The 25,966-nt window shown below is 69.1% G+C and carries 14 protein-coding genes and 1 pseudogene; 2 read left to right on the forward strand and 13 right to left on the reverse strand.

The genetic code is table 11. The features are described from left to right. Nucleotides 1-169 precede the first annotated feature (169 nt). The 6 genes and pseudogenes from RAB71_RS19170 to RAB71_RS19195 form a co-directional block, all read right to left on the reverse strand. Nucleotides 170-1,177, reverse strand: a complete 1,008-nt coding sequence (locus tag RAB71_RS19170) for a glycoside hydrolase family 43 protein (protein WP_316685634.1) — start codon at nucleotides 1,175-1,177, stop codon at nucleotides 170-172. After that, nucleotides 1,178-2,668, reverse strand: a pseudogene (locus tag RAB71_RS19175) (MFS transporter); the annotation flags it as partial. Continuing rightward, nucleotides 2,661-5,312, reverse strand: a complete 2,652-nt coding sequence (locus RAB71_RS19180; RefSeq protein ID WP_010340173.1) for a glycoside hydrolase family 3 protein — start codon at nucleotides 5,310-5,312, stop codon at nucleotides 2,661-2,663. The pseudogene RAB71_RS19175 and the gene RAB71_RS19180, both read right to left, overlap by 8 nt. A 53-nt stretch (nucleotides 5,313-5,365) precedes the next feature. Further along, nucleotides 5,366-7,060: a glycoside hydrolase family 43 protein gene (locus RAB71_RS19185; protein ID WP_010340174.1), complete on the reverse strand. Its 1,695-nt coding sequence runs from the start codon at nucleotides 7,058-7,060 to the stop codon at nucleotides 5,366-5,368. Then, entirely contained in the window at nucleotides 7,060-9,039 is a 1,980-nt protein-coding gene (locus RAB71_RS19190; RefSeq protein ID WP_010340175.1) for a sialate O-acetylesterase, read from the reverse strand. The genes RAB71_RS19185 and RAB71_RS19190 overlap by 1 nt, the downstream gene beginning before the upstream one ends. After that, nucleotides 9,036-11,180, reverse strand: coding sequence for an alpha-glucuronidase family glycosyl hydrolase (locus RAB71_RS19195; RefSeq protein ID WP_010340176.1), 2,145 nt, complete (start codon nucleotides 11,178-11,180; stop codon nucleotides 9,036-9,038). Before RAB71_RS19195 ends, RAB71_RS19190 begins: the two co-directional genes overlap by 4 nt. Before the next feature lie 111 nt (nucleotides 11,181-11,291). Between RAB71_RS19195 and RAB71_RS19200 the strand changes: the two genes are divergently transcribed. Continuing rightward, nucleotides 11,292-12,350: a LacI family DNA-binding transcriptional regulator gene (locus tag RAB71_RS19200; RefSeq protein WP_010340177.1), complete on the forward strand. Its 1,059-nt coding sequence runs from the start codon at nucleotides 11,292-11,294 to the stop codon at nucleotides 12,348-12,350. A gap of 14 nt (nucleotides 12,351-12,364) precedes the next feature. Here the strand turns inward: RAB71_RS19200 and RAB71_RS19205 are convergent, their stop codons facing one another. The 7 genes from RAB71_RS19205 to RAB71_RS19235 form a co-directional block, all read right to left on the reverse strand. Next, the gene (locus RAB71_RS19205; protein ID WP_279626999.1) at nucleotides 12,365-14,851 is read right to left on the reverse strand and encodes an exo 1,3/1,4-beta-D-glucan glucohydrolase; all 2,487 of its coding nucleotides are present in this window, start codon (nucleotides 14,849-14,851) and stop codon (nucleotides 12,365-12,367) included. Between the two features lie 89 nt (nucleotides 14,852-14,940). Continuing rightward, nucleotides 14,941-16,275, reverse strand: coding sequence for a xylose isomerase (xylA, locus tag RAB71_RS19210; RefSeq protein WP_010340179.1), 1,335 nt, complete (start codon nucleotides 16,273-16,275; stop codon nucleotides 14,941-14,943). Nucleotides 16,276-16,319: 44 nt separating this feature from the next. Next, nucleotides 16,320-17,822: a xylulokinase gene (gene xylB, locus RAB71_RS19215; protein WP_010340180.1), complete on the reverse strand. Its 1,503-nt coding sequence runs from the start codon at nucleotides 17,820-17,822 to the stop codon at nucleotides 16,320-16,322. A 54-nt stretch (nucleotides 17,823-17,876) separates the two neighbouring features. Further along, nucleotides 17,877-19,406: a tryptophan halogenase family protein gene (locus RAB71_RS19220; protein WP_010340181.1), complete on the reverse strand. Its 1,530-nt coding sequence runs from the start codon at nucleotides 19,404-19,406 to the stop codon at nucleotides 17,877-17,879. A gap of 13 nt (nucleotides 19,407-19,419) precedes the next feature. Next, a complete protein-coding gene (locus tag RAB71_RS19225) occupies nucleotides 19,420-20,421 on the reverse strand; it encodes a cupin-like domain-containing protein (protein ID WP_029561701.1) in 1,002 nt (333 codons plus the stop codon). Nucleotides 20,422-20,441: 20 nt separating this feature from the next. Next, a complete protein-coding gene (locus RAB71_RS19230; RefSeq protein WP_010340183.1) occupies nucleotides 20,442-21,200 on the reverse strand; it encodes a SapC family protein in 759 nt (252 codons plus the stop codon). 93 nt (nucleotides 21,201-21,293) lie between these two features. Continuing rightward, entirely contained in the window at nucleotides 21,294-24,431 is a 3,138-nt protein-coding gene (locus RAB71_RS19235) for a TonB-dependent receptor (protein WP_029561702.1), read from the reverse strand. A 400-nt stretch (nucleotides 24,432-24,831) separates the two neighbouring features. On the opposite strand from RAB71_RS19235, the gene RAB71_RS19240 reads away from it, so the two are divergent. Beyond that, nucleotides 24,832-25,809, forward strand: a complete 978-nt coding sequence (locus RAB71_RS19240; RefSeq protein ID WP_010340185.1) for a LacI family DNA-binding transcriptional regulator — start codon at nucleotides 24,832-24,834, stop codon at nucleotides 25,807-25,809. Nucleotides 25,810-25,966: the final 157 nt, after the last annotated feature.

The following is a 25,966-nucleotide window of genomic DNA, read 5'->3' on the forward strand; positions in this document are numbered from 1 at the left end:
TCCAGCTTCCGCCCGTGACTGGAGCAGGTCTCCAATCACGATCGACAATGCACTCGTAGGAGCGGCTTCAGTTACCGGGAAGGCCTGTCGCGGCTGAAGCCGCTCCTACAAGGGACGGGGCGACCGCCTTGCCACGGCCAGCCCTGTGCAGTCCCTGGATAGCGGCCTTTCAACCACCATACGGATCGACAGTGCGAATGCTGCCATCAGGCTCGATGTGCAGCGGCGTGCACTTGACCGAGCGTAGGTGGGTCACGCCGCCGGACAACAGGGCATCGTGATAGAACAGGTACCACCGGCCTTCAAACCTGCAGATGGAGTGGTGCGTGGTCCAGCCCACCACCGGCTTGAGCAGCACGCCGCGATAGGTGAACGGTCCATACGGGTTGTCGCCGATGGCGTAGCACAGCAGGTGCGTGTTGCCGGTGGAGTAGGACAGGTAGTAGCGGCCCTGGTCCTTGTGCAGCCACGGTCCCTCGAAGAAGCGGCGCGCGTGGTCGTCGGCGCACAACGGCTGGCCGTGTTCGTCGAGGATGACGATTTCGCGTGTGCGCTCCGCCAGCTGCGTCATGCCGGGGTCCAGCCGGGCGATCCGCGGCCCCAGCGCCGGTTCGTCGCCGACAGGCTCGGCGTGCGCCGCATCGAAGCGGCCGTCGCGATATTTCTGCAACTGCCCACCCCAGATACCGCCGAAGCACAGATAGTGCGTGCCGTCGTCGTCCTCGAACACGGCCGGGTCGATCGAGTAGGTGCCGGCGATCGGCTCGGGCGCGGCGACGAACGGGCCTTCCGGGCGATCGGCTACCGCCACGCCGATGCGGAACAGATCCTGCACGTCCTTGGCCGGGAAATACAGGTAATAGCGGCCGTCACGATGGGCCGCGTCCGGCGCCCACATCTGCCGGCTGGCCCAGGGCACGTCGCGCACGTGCAGGGCCACGCCGCAATCGGTGGCCGCACCGTCGGGCGTGTCCATGCACAGCACGTGGTAGTCCTCCATGCCGAAGTGCCCGCCCTCGTCGTCGAACGGCGCGCCGCTGTCGATGTCGTGCGACGGATAGATGTACAGGCGCCCCTCGAACACGTGTGCCGATGGATCGGCCGTGTAGATGTGGGTCACCAGCGGTTGCGCGATGGCATGCGTCGCGAGGTGGCCGAGGTCGCTGAGGTCGCGCACGTCGCTGTCCTGCCGACGTGCCTGCAGCTCGTGTTCGATGCGACGTTCCATGCGTTTGTCGATCCTGTAGAAGAACAAAAGCGCCACCGCGAGCAGGAACGGGAGGGCGCTGTAGACGCTCACGGTCAGGCGGATGCCGTCCACCACGGCCTGCGGCTGCTGCGGCGCGCCCGCCTGGTAGCCGTGGTGCGCGAGGATGCCGGCGACCAGCGCGCCGCCGATGCTGAGCCCGATCTTCAGTCCGCACAGCATCGCCGAGAAGATGATCGCGGTGGCGCGGCGATGGTTCTTCCACTCGGAGTAGTCGGCGACGTCGGCGATCATCGCCCACAGCAAGGGGATGGTGATGCCGTAGCAGAAACCGTGCAGCATGAAGGCGCCGAAGGCCACGCCGATCGCGGTGGGCGGCAGGACATAGAACACCAGCAGGAACAGGGTGGAAACCAGCAACGCGCCGCCGAAGGCATCGCGCTTGCCGAAGCGGTCGGCCAGGCGCCGGGAGAAACCGATGCCCAGGATCATGCACAGGATGCCGCAGGCATTGAACAGGCTGAACGCCGAGGTCGCCGGATCCTGCGGCCAGGTGAAGCCGGACAGGCCCCATCCGCCGAGCAGCGCGTTCAGCCCGCCGATGAAGCCGTTGAAACCGGAGGCATCGAGGAAGCCCGCCAGCGCGGCCCCGCTGAGGTAATACTGGAAGTAGTAGATGTAGGTGCCGCCCTTCAGCGCCAGGTTGACGAAGACCAGCACTGTCAGCGCCAGCATCACCTTCCACGGCCGGTTGTGCAGCAGGTCGGTCAGGTCCTGCAGCACGCCGGCGCTCTGTTCCTTGGCCGGCACGATGCGCTCGCGGGTGGTGGCGAAGGTGATCAGGAAGAACAGCGTGCCCACCACCGCGAACACCGTCATCAGGCGCTCGAAGCCGCGCACGTTGTCGCCGTCGCCCAGGATCAGCACCAGCGGCAGCAGCAGCACCTGGATGATGAACTGCGCAATCATCACCGCCACGAAGCGGTAGGCCGACAGGCTGTTGCGCTGGGTCATGTTGCCGGTGAGCACGCCGCTGAGCGCCGAGTACGGCAGGTTGTTGGCCGCATACACCAGCATCAGCAGGCCATAGGTGGTCAGCGCGTACAGCACCTTGCCGCGCGCGCCCAGGTCCGGGGTGCTGAAGGCGAGCAGCGACAGCACGCCGAACGGAATCGCCGTCCACAGGATCCACGGCCGGAACTTGCCCCAGCGCGTGGCCGTACGGTCGGCGGCGATGCCGATCAGCGGGGTGAACACGAACGCGCCGAGCAGGCCGATCACGAAGATGATCGTCGCCGCCGTGGCCGCCGGCAACCGGTACACATCGGTGTAGAAGAAGGCCAGGTAGGTGATCAGCGTCTGGAAGATCAGGTTCGCCGCCAGGTCGCCCAGGCTGTAGCCCAGCTTCTCGCGCACCGACAGCGTGTGCGCGGCGGTCTCCGCACTGCGGGCCTCAGTCACGGCGCGCCTCCACGGTGAAGCCGGCACGCACGCGGGCATCGGCGCTGGAGCCGCCGATCCGCACTTCGTAGCGCCCCGCCGGCACGACATACGCGCCGCGCGCGTCGTCGTACTGCCGCAGCGCCTGCTGTGCGTCCAATTCGAACGTCAGGGTCCGTCGCTCGCCCGGGGCGAGGTGCACACGCTGGAAGCCGCGCAGCGTTTGCTGCGCATCGCCCGGCGCGGCCGCCAGCCGTCGCACGTACAGCTGCGCGACTTCGTCGCCGGCGCGCTTGCCGGTGTTGGCCACCTCCACCTGCAGCTTGAGGCGGCCGTCGTCGGCGATGCGCGGCGCATCCAGGTGCAGCTTGCCGTAGTCGAAGCGCGTGTATGACAGCCCGTGGCCGAACGGATACAGCGGCGTGCCGCGGAAGTAGCGGTAGGTGCGGCCTTCCATCGCGTAGTCGTCGAAGGCGGGCAGCGCCTGGTCCGCCCGGTAGAACGTGACCGGCAGGCGACCGGCGGGATTGACCTCGCCGAACAGTGCCTGGCCCACCGCGGTGCCGCCGCGCTGCCCCGGATACCAGCTCATCAGGATCGCCGGCAGATGCGCCTGCGCCCAGTCCACCGCCAGCGCCGAGCCGCCGGTCAGCACCATCACCACCGGCTTGCCGGTGGCGTGCAGCGCTTCCAGCAGGGCGCGCTGCGGCGCCGGCAGGCGCAGGTCGGTGCGGTCGCCGCCAGCGAAGCCCGGGTAGTCCACCTTCATCTCTTCGCCCTCGACGTCGCCGGTCAGGCCGCCGACGAACACCACCACATCGGCGTTGCGCGCGGCATCCAGTGCCTCGTCGAACGGCGGCTTCGCCCCGGGCATGCGCCAGCCCAGGCGCACGCCCGCGTCGCGCTCGGCGTCGTAGTACTCCAGCTTCACCGCATAGGCGCGGCCCGCCTGCAGCTCCAGGTCCACGCCGTCGGCGCGCATGCGGTCGCTGTCGGTCCAGTGATCCAGCACCAGTTTGCCGTCCAGATAGAGGCGGAAGCCGTCGTCGGCCGCCGCCTCGATCCGGTAGCGGCCCGAGACCGGCGGCAGCAGCTGACCACTCCAGCGGATGCTGAAATGATCGTTGGGAATGCCCTGCCCCGGCCCCGCTTCGCCGCGGGCCAGCAGGTTGTCGGTCGGCGAGCCGCGGTCCCAGCGGAAGCCGATCTGCGCGTCGGTGCGGACCAACGCCGGCGTTCCCGACAGATCGGGCGTGCGGAAGTATTCGCCGCGCAGGCCGCGTTCCGGCGAGTCTGCCGAGGGCCGCAGATACGTCGGCTCGATCAGCGGCGTGGCGCCCGGATCGTCACGCCCTTCGACCAGATCCACGCCGCGCGCATAGCGCACCTCGATGCCCTTGGCCGCGTCGCGGATGCCCTGCAGGATCGTCACCGGCGCCGCCGGCGTGCCGAAGTAGTTGCCGAGCAAGGCCATGGTGTCGTCGGCGGTCGGGCCGACCACGGCGATGCGCTTGAGCGTGCGCGAGAGCGGCAGCACGCCATCGTTCTTCAGCAGCACCAGCGATTCCTGCGCGGCCTGCAGGGCCAGCGCGTCGTGCGCGGGCACCTGGTTCACCGACGCCGGAATCCGCGCCCAGCGCACGCGCTCGGGTGGGTCGAACATGCCAAGCCGCATGCGCGCGGTGAACAGGCGCGTCACCGCATCGTCGATCTCCGCTTCGCCGATCAGCCCCTGGCGTACCGCCGCCGGCAGCGTGGCGTATTCCTGGCCGCACTCCAGTTCGGTGCCGTTCTTGACCGCCAGCGCCGCGGCGGCCTCGCGACTGGGCGCCAGATGGTGATGCTTCCAGATATCGACGATGGCCCAGCAGTCCGACACCACGTAGCCGGTGAAGCCCCAGTCGCGGCGCAACACGTCGCGCAGCAGGAACTGGCTGGCGCTGGCGGACTCGCCGTACACCCGGTTGTAGGCGCCCATCACCGCATCCACCTTGCCCTCCTTCACCAGCGCCTCGAACGCCGGCAGGTAGGTGTCGTAGAGGTCGCGCTTGCTGGGGCGCGCGTCGAAGTGGTGGCGGTCGGCCTCCGGGCCGCTGTGCACGGCGAAATGCTTGGCGGTGGCGTCGAGCTTGCGGTACACCGGATCGTCGCCCTGCAATCCCTGCACGAAGGCCACGCCCATGCGCGCGGTGAGGTAGGGATCCTCGCCGTAGGTTTCCTGGCCGCGGCCCCAGCGCGGGTCGCGGAAGATGTTGATGTTCGGCGACCAGAAGGTCAGCCCCTGGTAGCGGCCATGCGCGCCCTCGCGCAGGAACTGGTGGTGCTTGGCGCGCGCCTCGTCGCTGATGGTGGTGGCCACCTGCCCCATCAAGGGCACGTCGAAGGTGGCGGCCAGCCCGATGGCCTGCGGAAACACGGTGGCCTGCCCGGCCCGCGCCACGCCATGCAGCGCCTCGTTCCACCAGTCGTAGGCCGGCACGCCCAGGCGCTCGATCGCCGGCGCGGCGTTCTGCATCTGCGCCGCTTTCTCCTCCAGGGTCATCTGCGCGACCAGCGCCGCCGCCCGGGCCTCGAAGCTGGCCGAGGTGTCCTGCCACGGCTTGGCGTCGACGGCGTCGGCGGCATGGCCCACGCCGGCCAGCGCGGTGGCGGCGCACAGGGCCAACGTGCGGAACAGGTGGCCACGAACACCGCTGCGAAAGGAAGACCTGCGCGTCATCATCGTTTGCTCCTGGGGGCGCGCTCGTCGCGCGCAAAAGGACCGAGCAGGGCGCCCACGAAGCCGCCTGCATGATCCGTACTCAACACGGTTCCGTCGACGTCGTCGGCGAGGGTCTGCCAACCCTGCCCCGTGCCGGCGTCGAACGCGAACGCATACGTGCCGGCGTCGCCGGCGATCTTCAGACGCAGCGACGTGGACGCGTCCACTTCGCGGCTGGCAACGGTCCTGGTCGCGCCCTTGCCCGCGCGCGCTTCGAGAAACACCACCACGCGATCGCGGCCGAGACTGCGCACGCCGAGGAAGTACCACCAGTCCTCGTTCTGGAACGCCGCCAGCCCGGCCGCCACGCCCGCTTCGGGGCGCGTCATTGCGGTGCTGGCCTCGAACCGCAGGTGTTGCTGGCGGCGCCCCAGGAACGCGGGGTTGCGCAAAGTGTCCAGGTTCTCCGGCAGCGGATGCACGGCCAGGCTGCCCGGACGCGTGCGCAGGTCCGCCCAGTCCTGCCTGGGCATGCGCACGCGCAACCAGCCGCGACCAAGTGTCGGTGCGTCGAAGTCGTCGCGCTCGGCGAAGTTGCCGGTGGACGGCGCCTGCGACGCCTCACCCTGCATCCACGACGGGGCCTTGACCGCATACGGGATGGCCTGCCCGGCGGGCAGGATCACCGGCCAGCCGTCGCGCCACTGCACCGGCAGCAGGTAGGTCTCGCGGCCGGTGTTGTAGTGGCGCACGTCGTAGGTGCGGCTGGCCAGGAACACCGCCCACCAGGAACCGTCCAGCCCTTCCACCAGGTCCGCATGCCCGGCATTGGCGATCGGCAGCGGCCGAGCGTCGGGCAGGTCACGCTGGGTGAGGATGGGATTGCCCGCATACGGCTGGTAAGGCCCCCAGACCTCGCGGCTGCGCAGCACCACCTGCGAGTGCTGCGGCCCGGTTCCGCCCTCGGCGTCGGACAGGTAGTACCAGCCGTCGCGTCGATACAGATGCGGCCCCTCGATCCAGATCGGATTCTTTGCCGGCTCCACGCCGCCGTCGATCAACACCTTGCGCGGCCCCACCGGGGTGAAGCTCGCCAGGTCGAGCTGCTGCATCCAGATCGCGCGGTGGCCCTCGTAGCGCGGCGGGCCGGGCGGCGCATCGTTATTGAGCAGGTAGACACGGCCGTCGGCATCGAAGAACAGCGATGGATCGATGCCACCGATGCCCGGCAGCCAGTGCGGGTCCGACCAGGGGCCTGCGGGATCGCGCGCGGTGGCGATGAAGTTGCCGCCGCTGTCCACGGTGGTGGTGACCACGTAGAACACCCCGTCGTGATAGGAAATGGCCGGCGCGAAGATGCCGCGCGACACGCTCAGGCCATCGAACTCCAGTTGCTCCGGCCGCTCGATCACGTTGCCGATCTGCGTCCAGTGCACCAGGTCGACGCTCTCGAACACCGGAATGCCCGGGAAGTAGGTGAAGCTGGAATTGACCAGATAGAACCGCCCGTTCGCGCGAACAATGCTCGGGTCGGCGTGGAAACCGGCCAGGATCGGGTTGCGGTAATGCCCGGCCGGCAACGGCGCCGCGAAGGCCGCATCGCGCCCGGCGTAGTCGAACCAGTCGAAATAGACCGGCGGTGCGGGCGCGGCCCACAGCGGCTGCAACGCCGCGGACAGCAGCAGGACGGCCATGGCGATCAGCGCACGCATCAGGGAACCTCTGCAGAAAGTGGCAGTTCGAACGGCCCCGCCGGCGCGCCGGCACTGTCGCGCAACGTGCAGACCGGGCCATCGGCCCAGCAGTAGCGCACGCGCATGGCGGAGGCGGCCTGCGGGCTGCGCAGCACCACGTCGCGCCCGTCCAGCGCGGCGTCGGCATAAGTACAGCGCTGCGCCTGCGCGTCGCAGAGTTCGAAGCCGATGGGGCCGTTGGCGCCGGTCGTGACCAGGCGGCCGGCGACATCGTCGAACGCGATCCGCACCGCGCCCTGCGCGCGCGACGCCGTGCGCGGGATCGGACCGGATGGTGCCAGTGCGTGTTCGCCATAGACCACGTGGCGCGCCACCTGTGCCAGGCGCCGTCCCAGTTCCTGTTTGTTCGGCGGATGGATGTCGTAGGCATCACCGATGTCGATGGCCACTGCGAGGCCGCTGTACGGGTCTTCCGCGGCCACGCGGCGCTGCGCCTCGCGCACCTGCGCCCAGCCGCTCTCCACCGGGGCCTGCGGCGGCAGGCCGTAGCCGGCGAGCTGCACCACCAGCAGCGGCATCTTTGCGCCGAACTGCCGGCGCCAGTCGTCGCGCAAGCCGCGCAGCCGCGTCGCATAGGCCGCGCCCTCGCCGGTGTTGGATTCGCCCTGGTACCACAGCATGCCGCGCAGCCCGTAACGTCCCAGCGGCGCGATCATGCCGTTGTACAGCGTCGACATGCCGGAGGCGGCATGCCACGGCGCCAGCGGCGGTGACTGCGGATCGGGCGCAATGCGGTACTGCCAATGCCGATCCAGGACGATGCGCGTGCCGTCGGCCAATTCCACGGCATGCGCACTGGCGGGGCCTGCCAGTCCGCCTTCGCCGTAGGTATCCAGCACGTTGACGACCACCGTGTTGGTGCCGGCCTTCAACAGGCCGGGCGCAAGCGCATACCGGCGTGGATCGCTCGGCGCGTTCTGGCTGCCCACGGCCACGCCATTCACCCAGGTCACGTCGGTTTCGTCGACCGGCCCCAGCACCAGCCGTGCGCCCTGCGCCGCCTGCGCGGCGGTGAGGGTGACCTGCGTGCGATACCAGACCATGCCGTTGTAGTCGGCCAGCGCCGGTACGCCCCAGCGCTCCCACGCGCCGAGCGCCTCCGGCGCGTCCTGCCACCCCGTGCTGTCAGCATCCGGTTGCCATGGCATATCGCCCGGCCTGGCGCCGGCGCGTGTGGTCCACCACTGCTGCCAGTGCCGGCCCCAGCGCGCGCTCGCCGCGATAGGGTCGGTGGCAGACAGCGCCAGCACGTCCAGCGCCGCATCCATGCCACCCTGCGCACGCAGGGCGTCGGCGCTGGTCCAGGCCTCGATCCGCGCACCGCCCCAGGCCGACTGGATCAGCCCCATCGGCACCTTGACCGTCTTCTGCAGCTCCCGCGCGAAGTAGAAGCACGCGGCCGAAAACTCGCGCACCGTGTCCGGCGCCGCGGGTTGCCACGCGACCGCAGCCGCGAACGCCTCCTGCGGCGCGACCGCCGCGGCCTTGGGCACGGTGAGCAGACGGATGCTGGGCTGGGCGGCCGCGGCCAGTTCGCGGCTCGCATCCAGCGCGCGCCACACCGGCAGCTCCATGTTCGACTGCCCGGAACACAGCCACACATCGCCCACCAGCACATCGCGCACGACCTGGCGCGCCTGTCCCGCGCGCACCGTCATGTCGTAAGGACCGCCCGCGGCGACCGGCTTGAGCGTGGCACGCCAGTGGCCGCCGGCATCGGCGCGTGCGCTGACCGACTGCCGGGCGAAGGTCACCGACACCGTGGCACCCGGCGCGGCGTTCCCCCACACCGGCATCGGCCGGTCGCGCTGCAGCACGGCGTGATCCTGGAACAGCGCATGCAACAGCGGCGTCGCCGCGTCCTGCGCCACGCAGGGCGTGGCGCTGCACCCCAAGGCCGCCGCCAGCAACCAGCCCGTCCACGTGGTCGGCTTCATCGTCCATCTCCCGGTGCGGAAGGAAACTGCAGCGCCTGGTACCAGGCCAACGGATGCGGCGGCGCGGCTTCGCCCGCGGGCAACGGCCGTCCGCTCACCGACTGGAAATACGCCACGCTGGCATCGCGCCACCACTGCGCTTCGCGCAGCTGGATGCGCAGGAACGCCGCCACCTGCGCGTGCCGCTCGGCATCCACCTTGCCGCGCAGCCCGTCCCAGGTGGACTGCATGGCCTGCACCTGGCGCACGCCTTGCGTATAGCGCCCAACCAGTTCGTCCCACAACGGTCGTCCGGAGGCCATGCGGTGGTCCCACGGCACGTGGTGGAACCACAGCAGCAGCGACTCGGGCACCCGCGCCGGATCGCCATATACGGCCGCCACGTCCGGTGCGTACTGGCTCACCGCATTGCTGCCGCGCGCGGTGCGGTCGAAACCGATGCCATCGCGATCGGCGCGGTGGTAGTACACCGCCGTCCAGTCCGCGCGCGGGCCGCCGTCCACCCACGGGCCGGGACCGTAGTGGTGGCCGCGCGCCATCAGGTGGTGCAGGCCCAGCGGGGTCATGTAGTTCACCGCTGCCTCGCGCGAGCCCATCATCATCCCCACGATGGGCTGCACCACCTCCGGCGCCGGCGAGAACGTCATCGCCACCCAGTCCTCGGCGATGGCGCGGGCGGATTGGTGCGGATTCCAGGCCAGGCGGCCGAAGGCGTACCAGTTGGCCTGGTCGAAGTGCGAGCCGCTCCAGGTGCGGTCGTTGCCGATGTTGGCGACGCCGGCGATGCCGGTCAGGGCATGGCCCTCCAGCGTTCCGTCCACCACGTCCGCCACCGTGGAGCCCGCGCCGCGGGCACGGGTGTCGGACTGCAGTACCTCCTCGTACAGCGGCCCCAGGTACACCAGGTGCGTGGCGAAGCCCAGATACTCCTTGGTGATCTGCACCTCCAGCATCAGCGGCGTGCGCGGCATCGCGCCGAACAGCGGATGCAAGGGCTCGCGCGGCTGGAAGTCGATGGGCCCGTTCTTGACCTGCACGATCACGTTCGGGCGGAAAGCACCGTCGAGGCCGACGAACTCGGTGTACGCCTGCATGGCGCGATCCACCGGCACGTCGTGGGCATAGACGAAGGCCCGCCACATCACCACGCCGCCGTGCGGCGCCAGCGCATCGGCCAGCAGGTTGGCGCCGTCGGCATGCGAGCGGCCGTAGTCCTGCGGGCCGGGCTGTCCTTCGGAATTGGCCTTGACCAGGAAGCCGCCGAAATCCGGAATGCGCGCGTAGATCTCGGCGGCCTTGTCGCGCCACCAGCGCTGCACGGCCGGGTCGTGCGGATCGGCGGTCTTCAACCCACCCAGTTCGATCGGCGCGCTGAAGCGTGCGCTCAGGTACACGCGGATGCCGTAGGGCCGGAACACGTCCGCCAGCGCCGCCGCCTTGGCGAGGTAGGCCGGCGCCAGGCTCTGCGCGTTGGCATTGACGTTGTTCAACACCGTGCCGTTGATGCCGACCGAAGCATTGGCGCGCGCGTAGTCGGTGTAGCGCGGGTCGCGCCACTCCGGCAGGCTCTGCCAGTCCCACAACGAGCGGCCGGCATAACCGCGCTCGACATGGCCGTCCAGGTCGTCCCAATGGTCGAGCACGCGCAACTGGATCCGTGGCGACTCGCGCACCGCGAGCGCTTCGAGCGATGCGCCGGTCTGCAGCAGGCGCAGCAGATGGAACACCCCGTACAGCACGCCGATGTCACGCGGTGCCGCCACCAGCAGCACCGCGTGTCCGTCGATACGCGTGCGCTTGAGCAGGTAGCCCTCCTCGCCCAGCGCCGCGATCTCCTCGCGGAATGGCGCAAGCGCTGGCGACGACTGTGGCGTGCCCAGCACCACAGCGTGGTCGCCGGTCGCCGCGGCCCGCATCGCCGGCGCGCGTCCGAACAGGCCGCTAAGGCCACGCTCCAGTTCGTCGCGCGCCACACGCTGCGTCGGGCTCTGCTCCGGCGCCACCACTTCATCCAGGCGCATGCGCGCGTCTGTCGTGGGCGCAGCGCCTTGCGCCGGCACGTAACGCATCCACAGCGCAGCGCCGTCCTCCGCACGCACGCCGCCCGCGCAGGCCATCAGCGCGATGGCAGCACACGCCATCCAGTGACACCGAATGACATGCGAATGCCCACCAGGCAGCGCCAGCAAACCTTGTAAGCTGCGGGCGTGCCCGCGGCGCGGCAGCGTCAGCAAAAAGAAAGGGAACGCGTTTTGGACAAGCCGAAGAAAGCGGTCCGCCGCAAGACCAGCGGGGTGACGATCGACGAGGTGGCGGCCCTGGCCGGCGTCTCGCCGATGACCGTCTCGCGCGCGATCAACCAGGGCAAGGTGCGCGACGCCACGCGCGAGCGCGTGATGCGCGCGGTGCGCGAGCTGGGCTACACGCCCAACCTGGCCGCCAGTTCGCTGGCCGCCGCGCAGCACACGCGCATCGCCCTGATCTACACCAATCCCAGCGGCGCCTACCTGCGCGAACTGCTGGTTGGTTTGCTGCGCGTGGCGTCCAACGCCGCCATCCAGTTGGTCATCCATTACTGGGAAGACCTGGACGCCGACGCCGAGCGCAAGGCCGCGCGTGCCCTGGCCGGGCGCGTGGACGGCGTGATCCTGCCGCCGCCGTTGTGCGAGTCGCAGGCGGCGGTGACCGAATTGGTCAAGGCCGGCATCCCGGTGGTCGCGATCGCCGCGGGGCGCCTCAGCGACGCAATCTCCTGCGTGCGCATCGACGACTTCCACGCGGGCAAGGAGATGGCCGAACACCTGATCGGCCAGGGCCACCGGCGCATCGGCTTCATCCGCGGCCGCCAGGATCTCAGCGCCAGCGCGCGGCGCTACGAGGGCTTCGTCACCGCCCTGCAGGAGGCCGGGCTGAAGATCGAACCCGGCCTGGTCCAGCAGGGGGATTACACCTATCGCTCGGGCCTGGCCGCCGCCGAGAAACTGCTGTCGCAGCGGCGGCCACCGACCGCGATCTTCGCCAGCAACGACGACATGGGCGCGGCGGCGATCTCGGTCGCGCACCGGCGCGGCCTGGAGGTGCCGCGCGACCTGTCGGTGGTGGGCTTCGACGACACCTCGGCCGCCACCACCGTCTGGCCGGAACTCACCACCATCCACCAACCGATCGCCTCGATGGCCGACGCCGCCATCGACATCCTGCTGCGCAGCATCCGCCGCAAGCGCGACGACGCGCGCGTGTCCAGCGACCACGTGGTGCCGCACCGGCTGGTGCTGCGCGGTTCGGTCGCCAGCCCGCCCAAGGGGCGCTAGCGCAGGACACAGGCTCATGCGCTCGGGCATGCGACGGTGGTCTCCGCTTCGTTAAGCGCGCCGAGCGCGACCCGCGACACCGACAGCGTCATCGTGCCCGCCGTCGCCAATGCCCAGGGACGATCCAGCTTGCCCAGATCGGCGCCGGCCGCCGCCAGGCACTTGAGCGGCACGCCCACGCGCGTCCACTGGCCCAGCGGCAGGGTTGCGAGCGTCGGCCCGATCGCCACGCGCGCGGTGCAGCCGCTGCCGCAGCCGACCGCCAGCCACGCCTCGCCGCGCGGTGCGGCGTCCACCCGCAGCGTGGTCACCAGCATCAGGTCGCCGTTGCTCTCGCGCTGCAGGTCCAGCGGCGTATGCGACTGCAGCGCGACCACCGCTTCGCGCCCGCCCGACCAGGCGAGGCGGCGGCCGTCCTCCTGCGCCAGGTGATCGACGCCGGTGACGTTCAACAGCGCGCCGTCGAGCGATTCCGGCACGCGGGTGACGGTCACGCCCTGCCCGTTGCTTCCTTCCAGGCGCAGGGCCATGCCCGGGCCGGCCGCGCCGCGGGCGAAGAACACGCCGGCCGCACCTTCGTTTCCGGTGAGGCCGGAGACTTCCGGCAACCTGGCCAAGTTGCCGTTGTCGGCATAGCGCAGGCCGTAGCCGAAGGCGAACAGCGGGTCGTAGCCCTGTTGCCCCACGTTGTTGACGTATTGCGTGGCCGTGCGCGGCCAACTGAAGCTCAGTTTTCCCTTGAAGTCGTGCTGCACGCCGCCCTGCGCGGTGCGCAGCAACACGTCGGCGATACCCGCGCCTTCCGAACCGGGCAGCCATGCGGCCACGAAGGCATCGGCCGCATTGAGTTCGCGGTTGACCCACAGCGGGCGCCCGCTGAGGAACACCGCGACCACGGGAATGCCGTCGGCCTTGAGCCGCTTGATCAGCGCCAGGTCGGTGTCGTCGCCCGGCTTGTAGGCCAGGGTCGGCCGATCGCCCTGGAACTCCGCGTACGGGTTCTCGCCGAACACCACCACCGCGACGTCCGGCTTGGTCGTGTACTTGCCGTCGACCGCCAGCACGGCCTCGCCGCCCGCGGCCTTGGCCTGCTGCGCGAAACCTTCGTAGATGGTGTCCGCATTCGGGAAGTCCTTGCGGGTGGTGCCGGTGCCCTGCCAGTTCAGCGTCCAGCCGCCGGCCTGCTTGCCGACGTCGTTGGCGCCGTCGCCGGCCACCAGGATGCGCTGCTTCGGCGACAGCGGCAGCAGACCGCCCTGGTTCTTCAGCAGCACCAGCGACTCGCGCACCGCCTGCCGTGCCACCGCCCGATGCGCCGGTGCGCCGATCAGCGCGAACTGCCCACCGACCGCGCGCGCCGACGGCTTGCCCGCCTCGAACAGGCCCAGCCGCATCTTGACCCGCAGGATCCGGCGCACCGCATCGTCCAGGCGTTGCCGGGAAATGGTGCCGTTCTTCGCCGCCGCCAGCGTGGTGGTGTAGAAGCCCTTCCAACTGTCCGAGGCCATGGCCATGTCCAGGCCGGCGTTGATGGTGGTGGGGCAATCGGTCGGCGTGCAGCCCTTGACCTGTCCGTGGCCGTTCCAGTCGCCGACCACGAAGCCACCGAAGTGCATGCGCCCCTTCAGCGCGTCGGTCAGGTAGGTCTTGTGACCATGCATCTTTTCGCCGTTGACGCTGTTGAACGAGGCCATCGCGGTCTGCGCACCGGCGGCGATGGCCGGGGGATAGCCCGCGGCGTGGATGCGGACCAGCTCGGCCTCACTGATCCTGGTGTCGCCCTGGTCACGGCCGTCGGTGGTGCCGCCATCGCCCAGGAAGTGCTTGACAGAGGCGATCACGTGGCGGCCATCGAGGAACGCTGGCGTGCCCACCTTGCCCTGCAGCCCTTCGACCATCGCGCCGGCGTAGCTGGCCACCACCGCGGGCGATTCGGAATAGCCCTCGTAGGTGCGTCCCCAGCGATCGTCCTGCGGCACCGCCACGGTCGGCGCGAAGGTCCACTCCATGCCGGTGGCGCGCGTTTCCAGCGCGGTGATTTCGCCGATCCGGCGCAGCAGCGCCGGATTGCGGGTCGCGCCCAGACCGATGTTGTGCGGGAACAGCGTGGCGCCGACGATGTTGCTCTGCCCGTGCACGGCATCGATGCCGAACAGCACCGGAATCGCCTTGCCGCCGTGCGAGGTGTCCATCGACACCGCATAGAACGCATCGGCCAGCGCCAGCCATTCGGCCGGCGCGGCGTCGTAGCGGCCGCCAGGATCGGAATTGCCGCCGGCCAGGATCGACCCCAGGCGATAGGTGCGTACGTCCTCCGGCGTCAGGCTGCCGATATCGCCCTGCACCAGCTGGCCGACCTTTTCCTCCACCGTCATGGTGGCGATCAGGTCGGTGAGGCGCTGTTCCAGCGCGGGATCCTCGGGCAGCGGCCAGTTCACGCTGGGCCAGGGGCTGGCCTCCACGCGGGCGGGCGCCGCGGCCTGGACGTCGCCCTTGCACACGGCGAGCGCGAGCAGCAGCGCGGCCAGCAACGCGCCGCTGTGGCGGGTGGAATCGGTGTCGGTCACGGCGCTGCTCCTTGCCGCCGCGCTCAGCGCAGCAGGTACTGGTTGATCAGGTTCTCGTAGCGCTCCTGGCGGCCGCTGATCTGCCGCGGCTCGCCGCCCTTCGCGCCTAATGCGGCCAGCTCGACGAGGCCGAGCGCACCGCGCGCGAAGTCCTGGCCGGCGCCGCTGTCGAAGCTGGCATAGCGCTCCTGGCGCCACTGTTCCCAGGGCGAGTCGGTGAGCAGCGCGTGGGCCACTTCCAGTCCGCGGGCGAAGGCATCCATGCCGCCGATGTGGGCAATGAACAGATCCTCCAGCTCGGTGGACTCGCGGCGCACCTTGGCGTCGAAGTTCAGGCCGCCCTCCAGGCCACCCTGGCGCAGTACCACCAGCATGGCGCCCACGGTGTCGTACAGGTCGGTGGGGAACTGGTCGGTATCCCAGCCGTTCTGCGCGTTGCCGCGGTTGGCATCGATGCTGCCCAGCAGGCCGTGGTCGGACGCCACCTGCAGGTCGTGTTCGAAGGTGTGGCCCGACAGCGTGGCGTGGTTGGCCTCGATATTGAGCTTGAAGTCCTTGTCCAGGCCATGCTGCTTCAGGAAGCCCGCCACCGTCGCGCTGTCGAAGTCGTACTGATGCTTCATCGGCTCCATCGGCTTGGGCTCGATCAGGAAGTTGCCCTTCAGGCCGATGCTGCGGCCGTAGTCGCGCGCCATGGTCAGGAAGCGCGCGAAGTGCTCCAGTTCGCGCTTCATCTGCGTATTGACCAGCGAGGCATAGCCTTCGCGGCCGCCCCAGAACACGTAATGCTCGCCGCCCAGCTCCACCGTCGCCTCCAGCGCCGCCTTCACCTGCACGGCGGCGCGCGCCACCACGGCGAAATCGGGATTGGTCGCGGCACCGTTCATGTAGCGCGGATGCGAGAACAGATTGGCCGTGCCCCACAGCAGTTTCATGCCGGTCGCGTCCTGGCGCGCCTTGGCCAGGCCGACCATGTGCTTGAGGTTCTTCTCGTACTGCCCGGCATCGTCGGCGTCCGGCGCCAGGTCGATGTCGTGGAAGCACCAGTACGGCACGCCGAGCTTGGTGAAGAACTCGAACGCCGCATCCACTTTCGCCTCGGCGCTGGCCAGCGGCGCACCGACCTCCCAGAGGAAGTGGCGCGTGCCCGGGCCGAACGGATCCTGCCCGGCGTTGCAGAAGGTGTGCCAGTAGCAGACCGCGAAGCGCAGATGGTCCTGCATGGTCTTGCCGCCGACGACCTTGTTGGCGTCATAGACCTTGAAGGCCAGCGGGTTGTCCGAGCCGCGGCCCTCGAAGGGGATGCGGCCGATGCCGGGGAAGTATTCCTTGGCGCCGATGAAGGGCTGGGTGTGCATGGTGCGGGTTCCTGTCGTGGTGGGAGGGAGTGCGAAACGGAGGATCAACCGCGGAACAGCGGCATGACGGCATCGAGGTAGCGCAGGAAGCGCGCATAGGCCGCGGCATAGGCCTGGGTGCGCGCCGGATCCGGACGGGCGGACAGCTGCGGATCGACCGCCACATGCTGTTGCGCGATGTCGGCGATGGAAGCGGCATCGCCGCGTGCCAGGCCCACGGCCCACAGCGCCTGCAAGGCCGCGCCGAACGCCGCGCCTTCCGGCTGCGCGGGCACGTCCACCGGCAGGCCGAACACATCGGCCACCAATTGCCGCCACGCGCCGCTGTGGCTTCCGCCGCCGGTCAGCACGATGCGCTCGAACTGCATGCCGGCACGCACGAAGGCGTCGAAGCCGTACTTCAGGCTGTACGTCGCCCCTTCCATCGCCGCGCGATAGAGGTGGGCCGGGGTCATGTTGTGCGTGTCCAGGCCCGCCAGCACCCCCTTGCCCAGCGGCAGGTCGGGCGTGCGCTCGCCGTTGAGGAACGGCAGCATCACCAGTCCGTCGGCGCCGGGCGCGGTGGCGTGCAGGTGCGCATCGCCGTCGCGGGTGCTGAAGCCGAACGCGGCGGCGACCTGCTCGGTCGCCACGGTGCAGTTCATCGTGCAGATCAGCGGCAACCAGCCGCCGGTGGAGGAGCAGAACGCGGCCCACGCGCCGTCCGGGTCGACCACCGGCGTGTCGGAGTAGGCGAACAGGGTGCCGGAGGTGCCCAGGCTCATCGCCAGGCGGCCGGGCACGACGCAGCCGGTGCCGATGGCCGCCATCATGTTGTCGCCGCCGCCGACGGCGACCTTCAGCGTCGCCGGCACGCCGAGCAAGTTGGCCGCGGCCGGGTCGATGTCGAACAAGGCATCGGGTGCGGCCAGGCGCGGCAGGCAGTCCGCCAGATCGCGCTGCGGATCGGTGGCGCGCAGCAGCTCGGTCGACCAGGTGCGGGTGCGCACGTCCAGCCAGCCCGTGCCCGACGCATCGCCGTATTCGCAGAAGCGCTGGCCGGTCAGTACGAAGTTGAGGTAGTCGTGCGGCAGCAGAATGGTCGCGAGGCGCGCATACGCCTCGGGCCGATGGGTCTTGGTCCACGGCAGCTTGGACGCGGTGTAGCCGGCCAGGATCGGGTTGCCCGCCAGCGCGATGGTGCGCGCCGCGCCGCCGAGCGCGTCCATGATCTGCACGCACTCGGCCGAGGTGCTGGTGTCGCACCACAGCTTGGCAGGTGCCAGCACCTCGCCTGCCGCATCGACCGGCACGAACCCATGCTGCTGGCCCGAGACCGCCAGCGCGGCGATGCACGAGCGCAGCGCAGGGTCGATGGCGTGGAAGCAGGCCTGCAGGGCCGCGACCCAGTTGGCCGGATGTTGTTCACGGCTGCCATCGGCGGTGGAATGCAACTCCAGCGGCGCGCTGCTGCTGGCCACGACGCTGCGCCCGACCGGGTCATAGACCACGACCTTCAGGCTCTGCGTTCCCGCATCGATTCCGGCTACCAGTTCCCGTTCTTCCACGTCGTACCGCCTTTTCGTTAGCGCTATCATTTTTGGACGGCAGCGTGTGTGCCGTTACGCCAGGGACACGCTCCGCTGCCAGACGTCCGGGGTCGCCTTGCAGTAGCGTTCGATGAACTCCGCCTGCGATGGCATCGCCGCGCTGGCCTGCTGCAGCGGCTGCCGGATCCGCGTCAGCAGCGTGCGCAGATCCGCATCGCCGATGGCGGCGGCCAGCGGATGCGGCGGTCCCGGCTGGATGCCCTGCCCCAGCAACACGCTGGTCCAGGAATCCACGCGGAACAGCTCGCCCGGGTCCTGCCAGGCGTGCGCCCGTTCGCGCCAGGCGCGCAGCCGGATCGCCAGCGACTCCGGCAGCGCCATCTCGCGGCAGGCTTTCCACATCGGCTCGTCGCGCTGGGTGGCGTGGTAGTGCAGGATGATGAAATCGCGTACGTGTTCCATCTCCTGGCGGCTGACCGTGTTGTACAGCTCCACCAGCGCCGGGCTGATGCCGTCGTGGGGAAACAGCTGGATCAGGCGCACCACGGCGCTGATGGTCAGGTGGATGCTGGTCGATTCCAGCGGCTCGATGAAGCCACTGGCCAGGCCCAACGCCACCACGTTCTTGTTCCACGCCTGCAGCCTGCGCCCGCTGCGGAACGGCACCAGCCACGGGTCGCGCAGCGGCGGACCGTCGACGTCGCGCAGCAGCTTGGCGTGCGCCTCGTCGTCGGACATGTGCCGACTGGAGAACACCAACCCGCAACCGACCCGGTGCTGGAGCGCGATATGCCAGCGCCACCCGGCCTCGTGCGCGATGGCACGGGTATACGGCACCGGCGGCGCGACCGCCTCGGTCTGCACCGCCACGGCGCGATCGCTGGGCAACCACTCGCGCCAGTCTTCGTAGCCGGTGTGCAGGGTCTGCTCGGTCAGCAGACCGCGGAAGCCGGTGCAGTCGATGAACAGGTCGCCTTCGATGAGCTGCCCGTCTGCCAGCAGCAGCGACGCGACGGAGCCGTCGTGCGCATGCTGCCGCACTTCGCGGATCTGCCCTTCCACCCGGCGCAAGCCGTAGCCTTCGGCCTTCCTGCGCAGGAACTTCGCGTAGAGCGCGGCGTCGAAGTGATAGGCGTAGTTGACCTGCGGCTGGGTCTCCAGCGAGAACCGGTCCGCACGCGAGGCGACGCTTTCCAGGCAGAAATCGCCCAGGTCCGACGGCATGCCGCGGCGCAGGCTGTCCAGCCAGAAATGATGGAACGGCGTGGCCCAGGTGCCCTGCCCGATCGTGCCGAACGGATGGATGAAACGATCGCCCGGACGGCGCCAATGTTCGAACGAGATCGACAGCTTGAACGTGCCGGCCACGGCGCGCAGGAACTCCTGTTCGTCGATCTGCAGAAAGCGGTGAAAGGTGCGGATCGGCGGCACGGTCGACTCGCCGACGCCCACGGTGCCGATCTGCTCGGACTCCACCAGGGTGATGTCCAGGCGATCGCGGAACTGGTGGGCCAGCGCGCAGCCGGCCAGCCAGCCCGCGGTGCCGCCGCCGGCGATGACGACCTTGCGGATGCGTCCGTCCGTGGTGTTGGCCAGGTTCACGACAATATCCCCATCAGCGGTTGAGCCGCGCCAGCAACTGCGCGCGCACCCGGCGCGCCCGTGCCTCGTCGAACGGGGCCAGTTCGCCCCGGGCGGCTTCGGGCAGGTGCTGCCCTGCGCGCTCGCCGGGGCCGAACACGTAGTAATCGAAGAGCTTGGCCCAGGCCTGCTTCTCGCGCGCCGGCAGATCGCGCAGCGCCCACATCGCATGCTGCAGCGCCGTCAGCGGCGAGGGCAGGAAGGCCGGCGCACTGCGCCACCAGTAGTTCACCAGCACATTGAACTGTGCCAGGCTGCGCACGTGGTGCCACCACATGCTCGGGATGAACAGCGCATCGCCCGGCTCCAACTCGGCGTGCCGCGCGCTGGCGAGGGCATCGCGGAAGCGCGGATAACGCGCGAAGTCGGGGCGGTCGACATCGACCACGCTGACCACCTGGCCGCCCGGCGTGGGGTCCAGCGGCCCCGGATACAGGTTGTCGATCTGCTCCGGCGGAAACAGGGTGACGCGGCGCCGGCCCACGGCACAGCAGGCCAGGTTGTCCGGCGTGTCGAAATGGCAGGAGGCGGTCACGCGGTTGCCGATCCAGATGCTCGCCAGTGCATCGATGCCCTGCCCGGCCAGGCCGGCGTCGTTGGCCTGCGCGAAGCCGGGCAGCGCCCGCGCGATCGGCAGCGAGGCGACATAGTAGGTGGGCGGCCGCGGATCCTCGAAGGTGGCGGCGATCGCCTCCAGCACCTGCGTGAGCGGTCCGCGGCGGACCTCGAAATTCAACGCGGTGAACTCGGCGTTGTAGAACGGGCGTCCTTCGATCCTGGGTTCGCCGAAGGAATACGGAACAGGCACGCCCGCATCGAACCCGCGCAGGTAGGCCATTGCGTCCTGCGTGGAGCGCAGCCCCGCCTGCACCAGCCCCCAGTCGCGCGCGATGCCGCGCAACACCACCGGCTCCCCCGCCGCCACCAGGTCCTGCAGTGGCAGCGCGGTGGGCTGCACGCCCTCCAGTGTCCGCATGGCGCCGCCGTCCGGCATGCTCAGTTCCTGCCTGCCGCGCCGGCGGCATCCTGCAGGCGCAGGCGTCGCTGCTTTTCGGCGATCAGGCGGCGCATGTTATGCAGCGAGGCCAACATCAGGAACGCCCCTTCCAGATAGCCGGCGCGGTTGAGCGCGGCCAGCGCGGTACCGTCCAATTGGACCAGGCGCTCGCGGTCGATCGCGTGCAAGCCGTTGACGCCGACCCGATGCTGCGCATCGAGTTGCACGTCGAGCGTCACCGGCTGGATCAGCCCGTGCGCATCGAGCGCGGCGAACATGTCCGCGCCGAAGGCGTTGCCCTCGTGGATGCCGCGCAGCACCGTGGCGATGTGGTCGAGATAGGGCGTGTTGCCGCCCTGCGGCAGGAACACCGGCTCGCCCTGCATCGCCGTCACCCGCGGATGCTCCATGTCCACGTGCAGGACCGCTTCCTGAGTGAGCACGCCATCGACCCGCTGCTCCTGGAAGCCGATCAGGAACGGCCCCTTGGCCGCCGCCCCGGGCAGATACGAGGCCGCCCAGCGCCGCTCCTGCAGGAACAGGTTCTCGTGCTGCTCGAAGCCCAGCAGCGCCACCGACTGCCAGGCGCCGTCCGCCGGGTCCTTGCGCAGGAAGATCGGATACTCCCGCTGCAACTCGGCGAACTCGCTCGGGTAGGCCGGCAGCATGCCCACCGCGTCGCCGAACTCCGGCCCGAAGTCGGTGGCCACGCGCAGGTCGCGATGAGCGATGTTGTTGAGCATTTCGTAACGCGGCATCGTGTTGCGCACTCCCGGTTGACGCCTTGCAGCGGACGCCGCCGCGAGCGCAGCGGCGTCGGTGGGCACGCGAAGAGAAACTCCCCGCCTTCTTCAGAACCTGTAGCGAACGCCCAGCATGTAACGCGGACTCTGGTCGGCCAGCTTCACGATCATCTGCGAGGTACGCGAGCGCCAGCGCACGTCCTCGCCAGTCAGGTTGATCGCTTCCAGGCCGAACGACCAGTTGTCGTTCAACGTGTAGTTCACGCTGAGGTCCCACTGTTCGTAGGGTTCCACATAGTACGGGTTGCGGCTGGTGCCCTGGTTGGCCAGGATCAGGTACTGGTCGCGCCAGTTCCAGGCCAGGCGCACCGACCAGCCGTACTTCTCGTACATCAGCACCGCGTTGGCGGTGTCGCTCAGGCCGGTGAGCGCGAACTGGTCGATGCCCGGGTCGCCACCGTTGTCGTAGCCGACGTCGCCCTTGACGATGGTGTAGTTGGCGAGGATGCCGAACCCGGTATCGCCGAGGAAGTACTGCCCGCCGAGCTCCCAGCCGTGCAGCTTGGCCTGGTTCTGGTTGATCGGGCGGTTGACGTTGAACTCGTACAGCGGGTCGTCGGCCTCGCCGTAGAGATCGTAGGCCGCTTCGGTCGCCAGCACCTGCGCACCGGTGCCGTTGTAGGCAGCCAGGCCGGCCGGGTTGTTGCGCAGCAGGGCCAGCGCGGTGAACAGCGAGGTATCGTTGGCCGAGCACGCCGCCGCATTGGCCGGGCCGACCTGGGCCAGACAGGCGCCGCTGGTGAGGAACGCCAGCGCCGTCCTCGCGTCCGGACCGGAGGTCGGATCGCGCAGGCCGTACAGGTTCTCCTGCACCACGGTGTTGCCGATGAAGTTGTTGACCGACTTGTTCCAGTACGTCACCGACAGATAGCTCGCGTCGGCGAAGTACCACTCCAGCGCCAGGTCGAGGTTGTCCGATTCCAACGGCTTCAGCGACGGGTTCTGCGCGGTACCGCTGGCGCGCGAGGACGGATCGATCAGCACCGAGCCGAACGGCTGCTGCGCCCCGGGACCGGCATACAGATTGCCGATCGGCGCACGCGCGATGCTCTTGCCGAACGAGACGCGACCCTTCAGCGTGTCGGTGAGGTCGATGCTGAAATCCAGGTTGGGCAGGATGTAGCTGTACGTGGTCTTTTCGCTGAAGGGTTGCTGCTCGTTGGACAGCACCACGCGGAAGTCGTTGTTGGACTGCCACTCGATCGCCTCGGGCGTGGCGATGATCGAGGTCGACACCACGTCGGTGGTCTCGTAGCGCACGCCGAGCCGGGTATTGGTACGCCGACCGGCCAGCTCGCCATCCAGTTCCACCTGGAAATACGCCGAGCGGGTCTTCTCCTCCACGAAGTTGTCGGCGGCGCGCTGCGGGCTCACGCCCAGGCCGACGCCGTACTGGCTGGCCGCCCATTCGGCGAGGCGGCCCGCATCGCCGCGCCATGCCGGCCAGCTGGTGCCGCTGTAGTCATGGAACAGGCCAATGATGTTGACCGGCTGCATCAGGTTCATCAGGCCGCCGGCGGTATCCCGGTCGACGTTGGCCACGCCCCAGTCGCCCAGGGTGGAATACGCCTCGGCGGCCTGGATGCGGTGGGTGGTCGACTTGTTGGTGTCCACGCCGAACTGGAAGCGGCCCTGGTCGAAACTCCACTCGCCGTCCACGCGCGCCTGCTTGATCTGGCTGATCTGGCTCTGCGAATTGACCCGCAGTACCTGCGTGCCGATCTCGCCCGGCACGAAGCCCGGGTTGACCACGCCGTTGACGTTGGCCGCGGCAGCGGCGTCGCTCGGATACCAGACCTGGGTGCCGATCGGCAGGCCGTTGTTGAAGTTCAGTTCCTGCACCCACGAACCGCCGCAGTGGGGGCCGGTGGTGCAGTTGTTGGTGCCGGCGATGCTCATGAACAGCGAGCCGCCGCCGGTCAGCGGATCGTTGGGGCGGCTTTCGTTCTTCGAGTCGTGCGCGTCGAAGCTCAGCTTGAGCCGGTCGGTCACGTTCCACACCGCATTCAGGCCGAGCGAGCCCAGCTTGTACTTTTGCATGCTGCGCTGCTGCTCGAGGCCGAAATCCTTGGTGCCGGCGATTTCGCGGATATAGGTCGGCACGGCCACCGCACCGCTGGTGTCGAAGGTCACGTCGGTGTAGTTGCTGTTCTGCAACCACATGCCCTGCTCGCCACGATTCTCGGTGATCTCGTTGGTCGAATAGGTGTAGTCCAGGGTCAGGGTCAGGCTGTCGGTGGGCGCGAACTGCAGCACCGCCTGGCCGTTGACGCGCTCGCGTTCGAACTCGGAGAACGCATAGCGCAGGTCGTTCGGGCGCGCGTACAGCGCGCCGATCTGCGGCGCATTCACCACGGTCGGGTTGCCGGGCATCGAGCCGGTCCACGGCTGCACGTTCCAATAGTTCTCGGTGGCCTGCACCGAGCCGCCCTTGCGCTTCTGGTAGCTCGCGCTCACGCCGACGCCGAAGGTCTTGTCCGGATTGGTGTAGCTGAAGATGCCCGACAGCTCCGGGGTGATGTCGTCGTCGAACGGCTGGCTGCGGTCGGAAACCGCCTTGGCGCCAGCGCTGGCGACGATGCCCTGGTGGTCGAACGGGCGCGCGGTCAGGATATTGATGGTGGCGCCGATGCCACCGCTGGGCATGTTGGCCTGGCTGGTCTTGTAGACCTCGATGCCGTTGATCGCTTCGGCGGCGAGCTGGGCGAAGTTGAAGGCGCGGGTACCGCCGTCGACGCCGCCGATGGCGACCTGCCCGGCGGCGCCGAACGCATCGGCGCCCGGCATCTGCCGCCCGTTGAGCGTCACCATGTTGAACTGCGGGCCGAAGCCGCGCGCGGTGACCTGCGCGCCTTCGCCATCGCGCCGCTCGATGGAGATGCCGGTGATGCGCTGCAGGGATTCGGCCAGGTTGGTATCGGGGAACTTGCCTATGTCCTCGGCACTGATCGCATCCACCACGCCCGCGGCGTCGCGCTTGATGTCCATCGCCTGGCTGAGGCTGTTGCGCAGGCCGGTGACCTGGACGGTGTCCAGTTGCGTCGGGCTGCTCTGCGCCTGCTGCTGCGCGGCCGGCGCCGGCGCCGGCGTTGCGGCGTCCTGGGCGAAGGCGGGATTGATGACCAGCACGCCGCCGACGAACGTGAACATGGCCCTGGATTTGAACTTCGCCAGTGCGCGGCTCATGGACGAGCCCTCAGGTCTGGCGTACGACGAAACATAGAAGCGCTCATGACTCTCCCCTCTGACATGCGATCAATGGATGTATCGCCCCTCCCCCAAGAGGCACGCACGGGCGATGCCCGTTTTCCACGCCGAACATCGCAGCGCGCTGAGCGTTCGCTGCGACTCAAACTCCGTTTCAGGATTGCCAGACCACGTGTGGCAAGGCCCCCCTAGGCCCGGCTGTCGCTAACTGATAGCGCTACCATCACGTCACGGCGCAGACTACGCACCGGCGATATCGCTTGTCATCATGCGTCGCAACAAAGGACGGCATTCTTTGAACAACACCCCCAAAACGGCGCGTCGCCGAGGGAACGCGGTCACCATCGACGACGTCGCCGCGCATGCCGGCGTCTCGCCGATGACCGTCTCGCGCGTCACCCACGGTCACGCCGGCGTGCGCGAGAGCACACGCGAACGGGTGATGCGCAGCGTGCGTGCACTGGACTACCGGCCCAACCCGGCCGCCAGCGCGCTCGCCGCCGCGCAGCACACCTGCATCGCGTTGATCTACACCAATCCCAGCTCCAGCTATCTGCGCGAACTGCTAGTCGGCGCGCTGCGCGGCTCCACGCGCGTGGCCGCGCAGCTGGTGATCGCCACCTGGGACGGGCTGGGTCCGCGCGCGCGTCGCGCAGCCGCACGTACGCTCTGCGGCAGCGTGGCGGGCGTGCTGCTTCCTGCGCCCTTGTGCGAATCGAAGGCCATCGTCGCCGTGTTCGTCGAGGCCGGCATCCCCGTGGTCTCCATCGCGTCGAGCCGCTTCCGCGACAGGATGTCCTGCGTGCACATCGACGATCGCCGTGCGAGCCACGACATGGTGTCGCACCTGATCGCGCACGGTCATACCCGCATCGGCTACATCGCCGGCGACCCGAACCAGACCGCCAGCGCGCACCGCTGGCAGGGCTACCGCGATGCGCTGGCGGATGCGGGCATCGGCTACGACGCCGCGCTCGTGCAGCCCGGCGACTTCACCTATCGTGCGGGGCTGGAGGCCGCCGAGCGGCTGTTGGCGCTGCAGCCGCGCCCCACTGCGATTTTCGCGAGCAACGACGACATGGCCTCGGCGGTGGTGTCGGTGGCGCATCGTCGGCGTCTGAAGGTGCCGGAGGATCTGTCGGTGGTGGGATTCGACGACACGTCGGCGTCGACGATGGTGTGGCCGGAGCTGACCACCATCCATCAGCCGGTGGCGGACATGACCGATGCGGCCATCGATCTGTTGTTGCGGGAGATCCGGCAGGCGGCTGGTTCAGAGCGCGCGTATGTCGATCATGTCGTGCCGCATCGATTGGTCGCGCGTGATTCGGTCTCGCGACAACTGTTGGATCGCTAGCGTCATCGCGCAGAGTGGGGACTGGAAGGACGACGCCGAGGAATTGCTTCTTCTCACGCGTTACACACACTTGCAGAGGGGCCAGCAAGGTGCCCAGCGCCGAAGGGTGTGTCGTGCAGGACAGCGAGGGTCTGCCCGCCGACTTCCGGGACATCGA

This window comes from Xanthomonas sacchari, assembly GCF_040529065.1.
Taxonomy (GTDB): domain Bacteria; phylum Pseudomonadota; class Gammaproteobacteria; order Xanthomonadales; family Xanthomonadaceae; genus Xanthomonas_A; species Xanthomonas_A sacchari.

What these genes read in the sequence shown, in the direction of transcription:
- RAB71_RS19195 (WP_010340176.1), bottom strand. Translation starts at nt 11,180, where the DNA reads ATGGCGTGTGCTGCCATCGCGCTGATGGCCTGCGCGGGCGGCGTGCGT.
- RAB71_RS19240 (WP_010340185.1), top strand. Translation starts at nt 24,832, where the DNA reads ATGACCGTCTCGCGCGTCACCCACGGTCACGCCGGCGTGCGCGAGAGC.
- xylA (WP_010340179.1), bottom strand. Translation starts at nt 16,275, where the DNA reads ATGCACACCCAGCCCTTCATCGGCGCCAAGGAATACTTCCCCGGCATC.
- RAB71_RS19185 (WP_010340174.1), bottom strand. Translation starts at nt 7,060, where the DNA reads ATGCGTGCGCTGATCGCCATGGCCGTCCTGCTGCTGTCCGCGGCGTTG.
- RAB71_RS19235 (WP_029561702.1), bottom strand. Translation starts at nt 24,431, where the DNA reads ATGAGCCGCGCACTGGCGAAGTTCAAATCCAGGGCCATGTTCACGTTC.
- RAB71_RS19190 (WP_010340175.1), bottom strand. Translation starts at nt 9,039, where the DNA reads ATGAAGCCGACCACGTGGACGGGCTGGTTGCTGGCGGCGGCCTTGGGG.
- RAB71_RS19225 (WP_029561701.1), bottom strand. Translation starts at nt 20,421, where the DNA reads ATGCGGACACTGGAGGGCGTGCAGCCCACCGCGCTGCCACTGCAGGAC.
- RAB71_RS19230 (WP_010340183.1), bottom strand. Translation starts at nt 21,200, where the DNA reads ATGCCGCGTTACGAAATGCTCAACAACATCGCTCATCGCGACCTGCGC.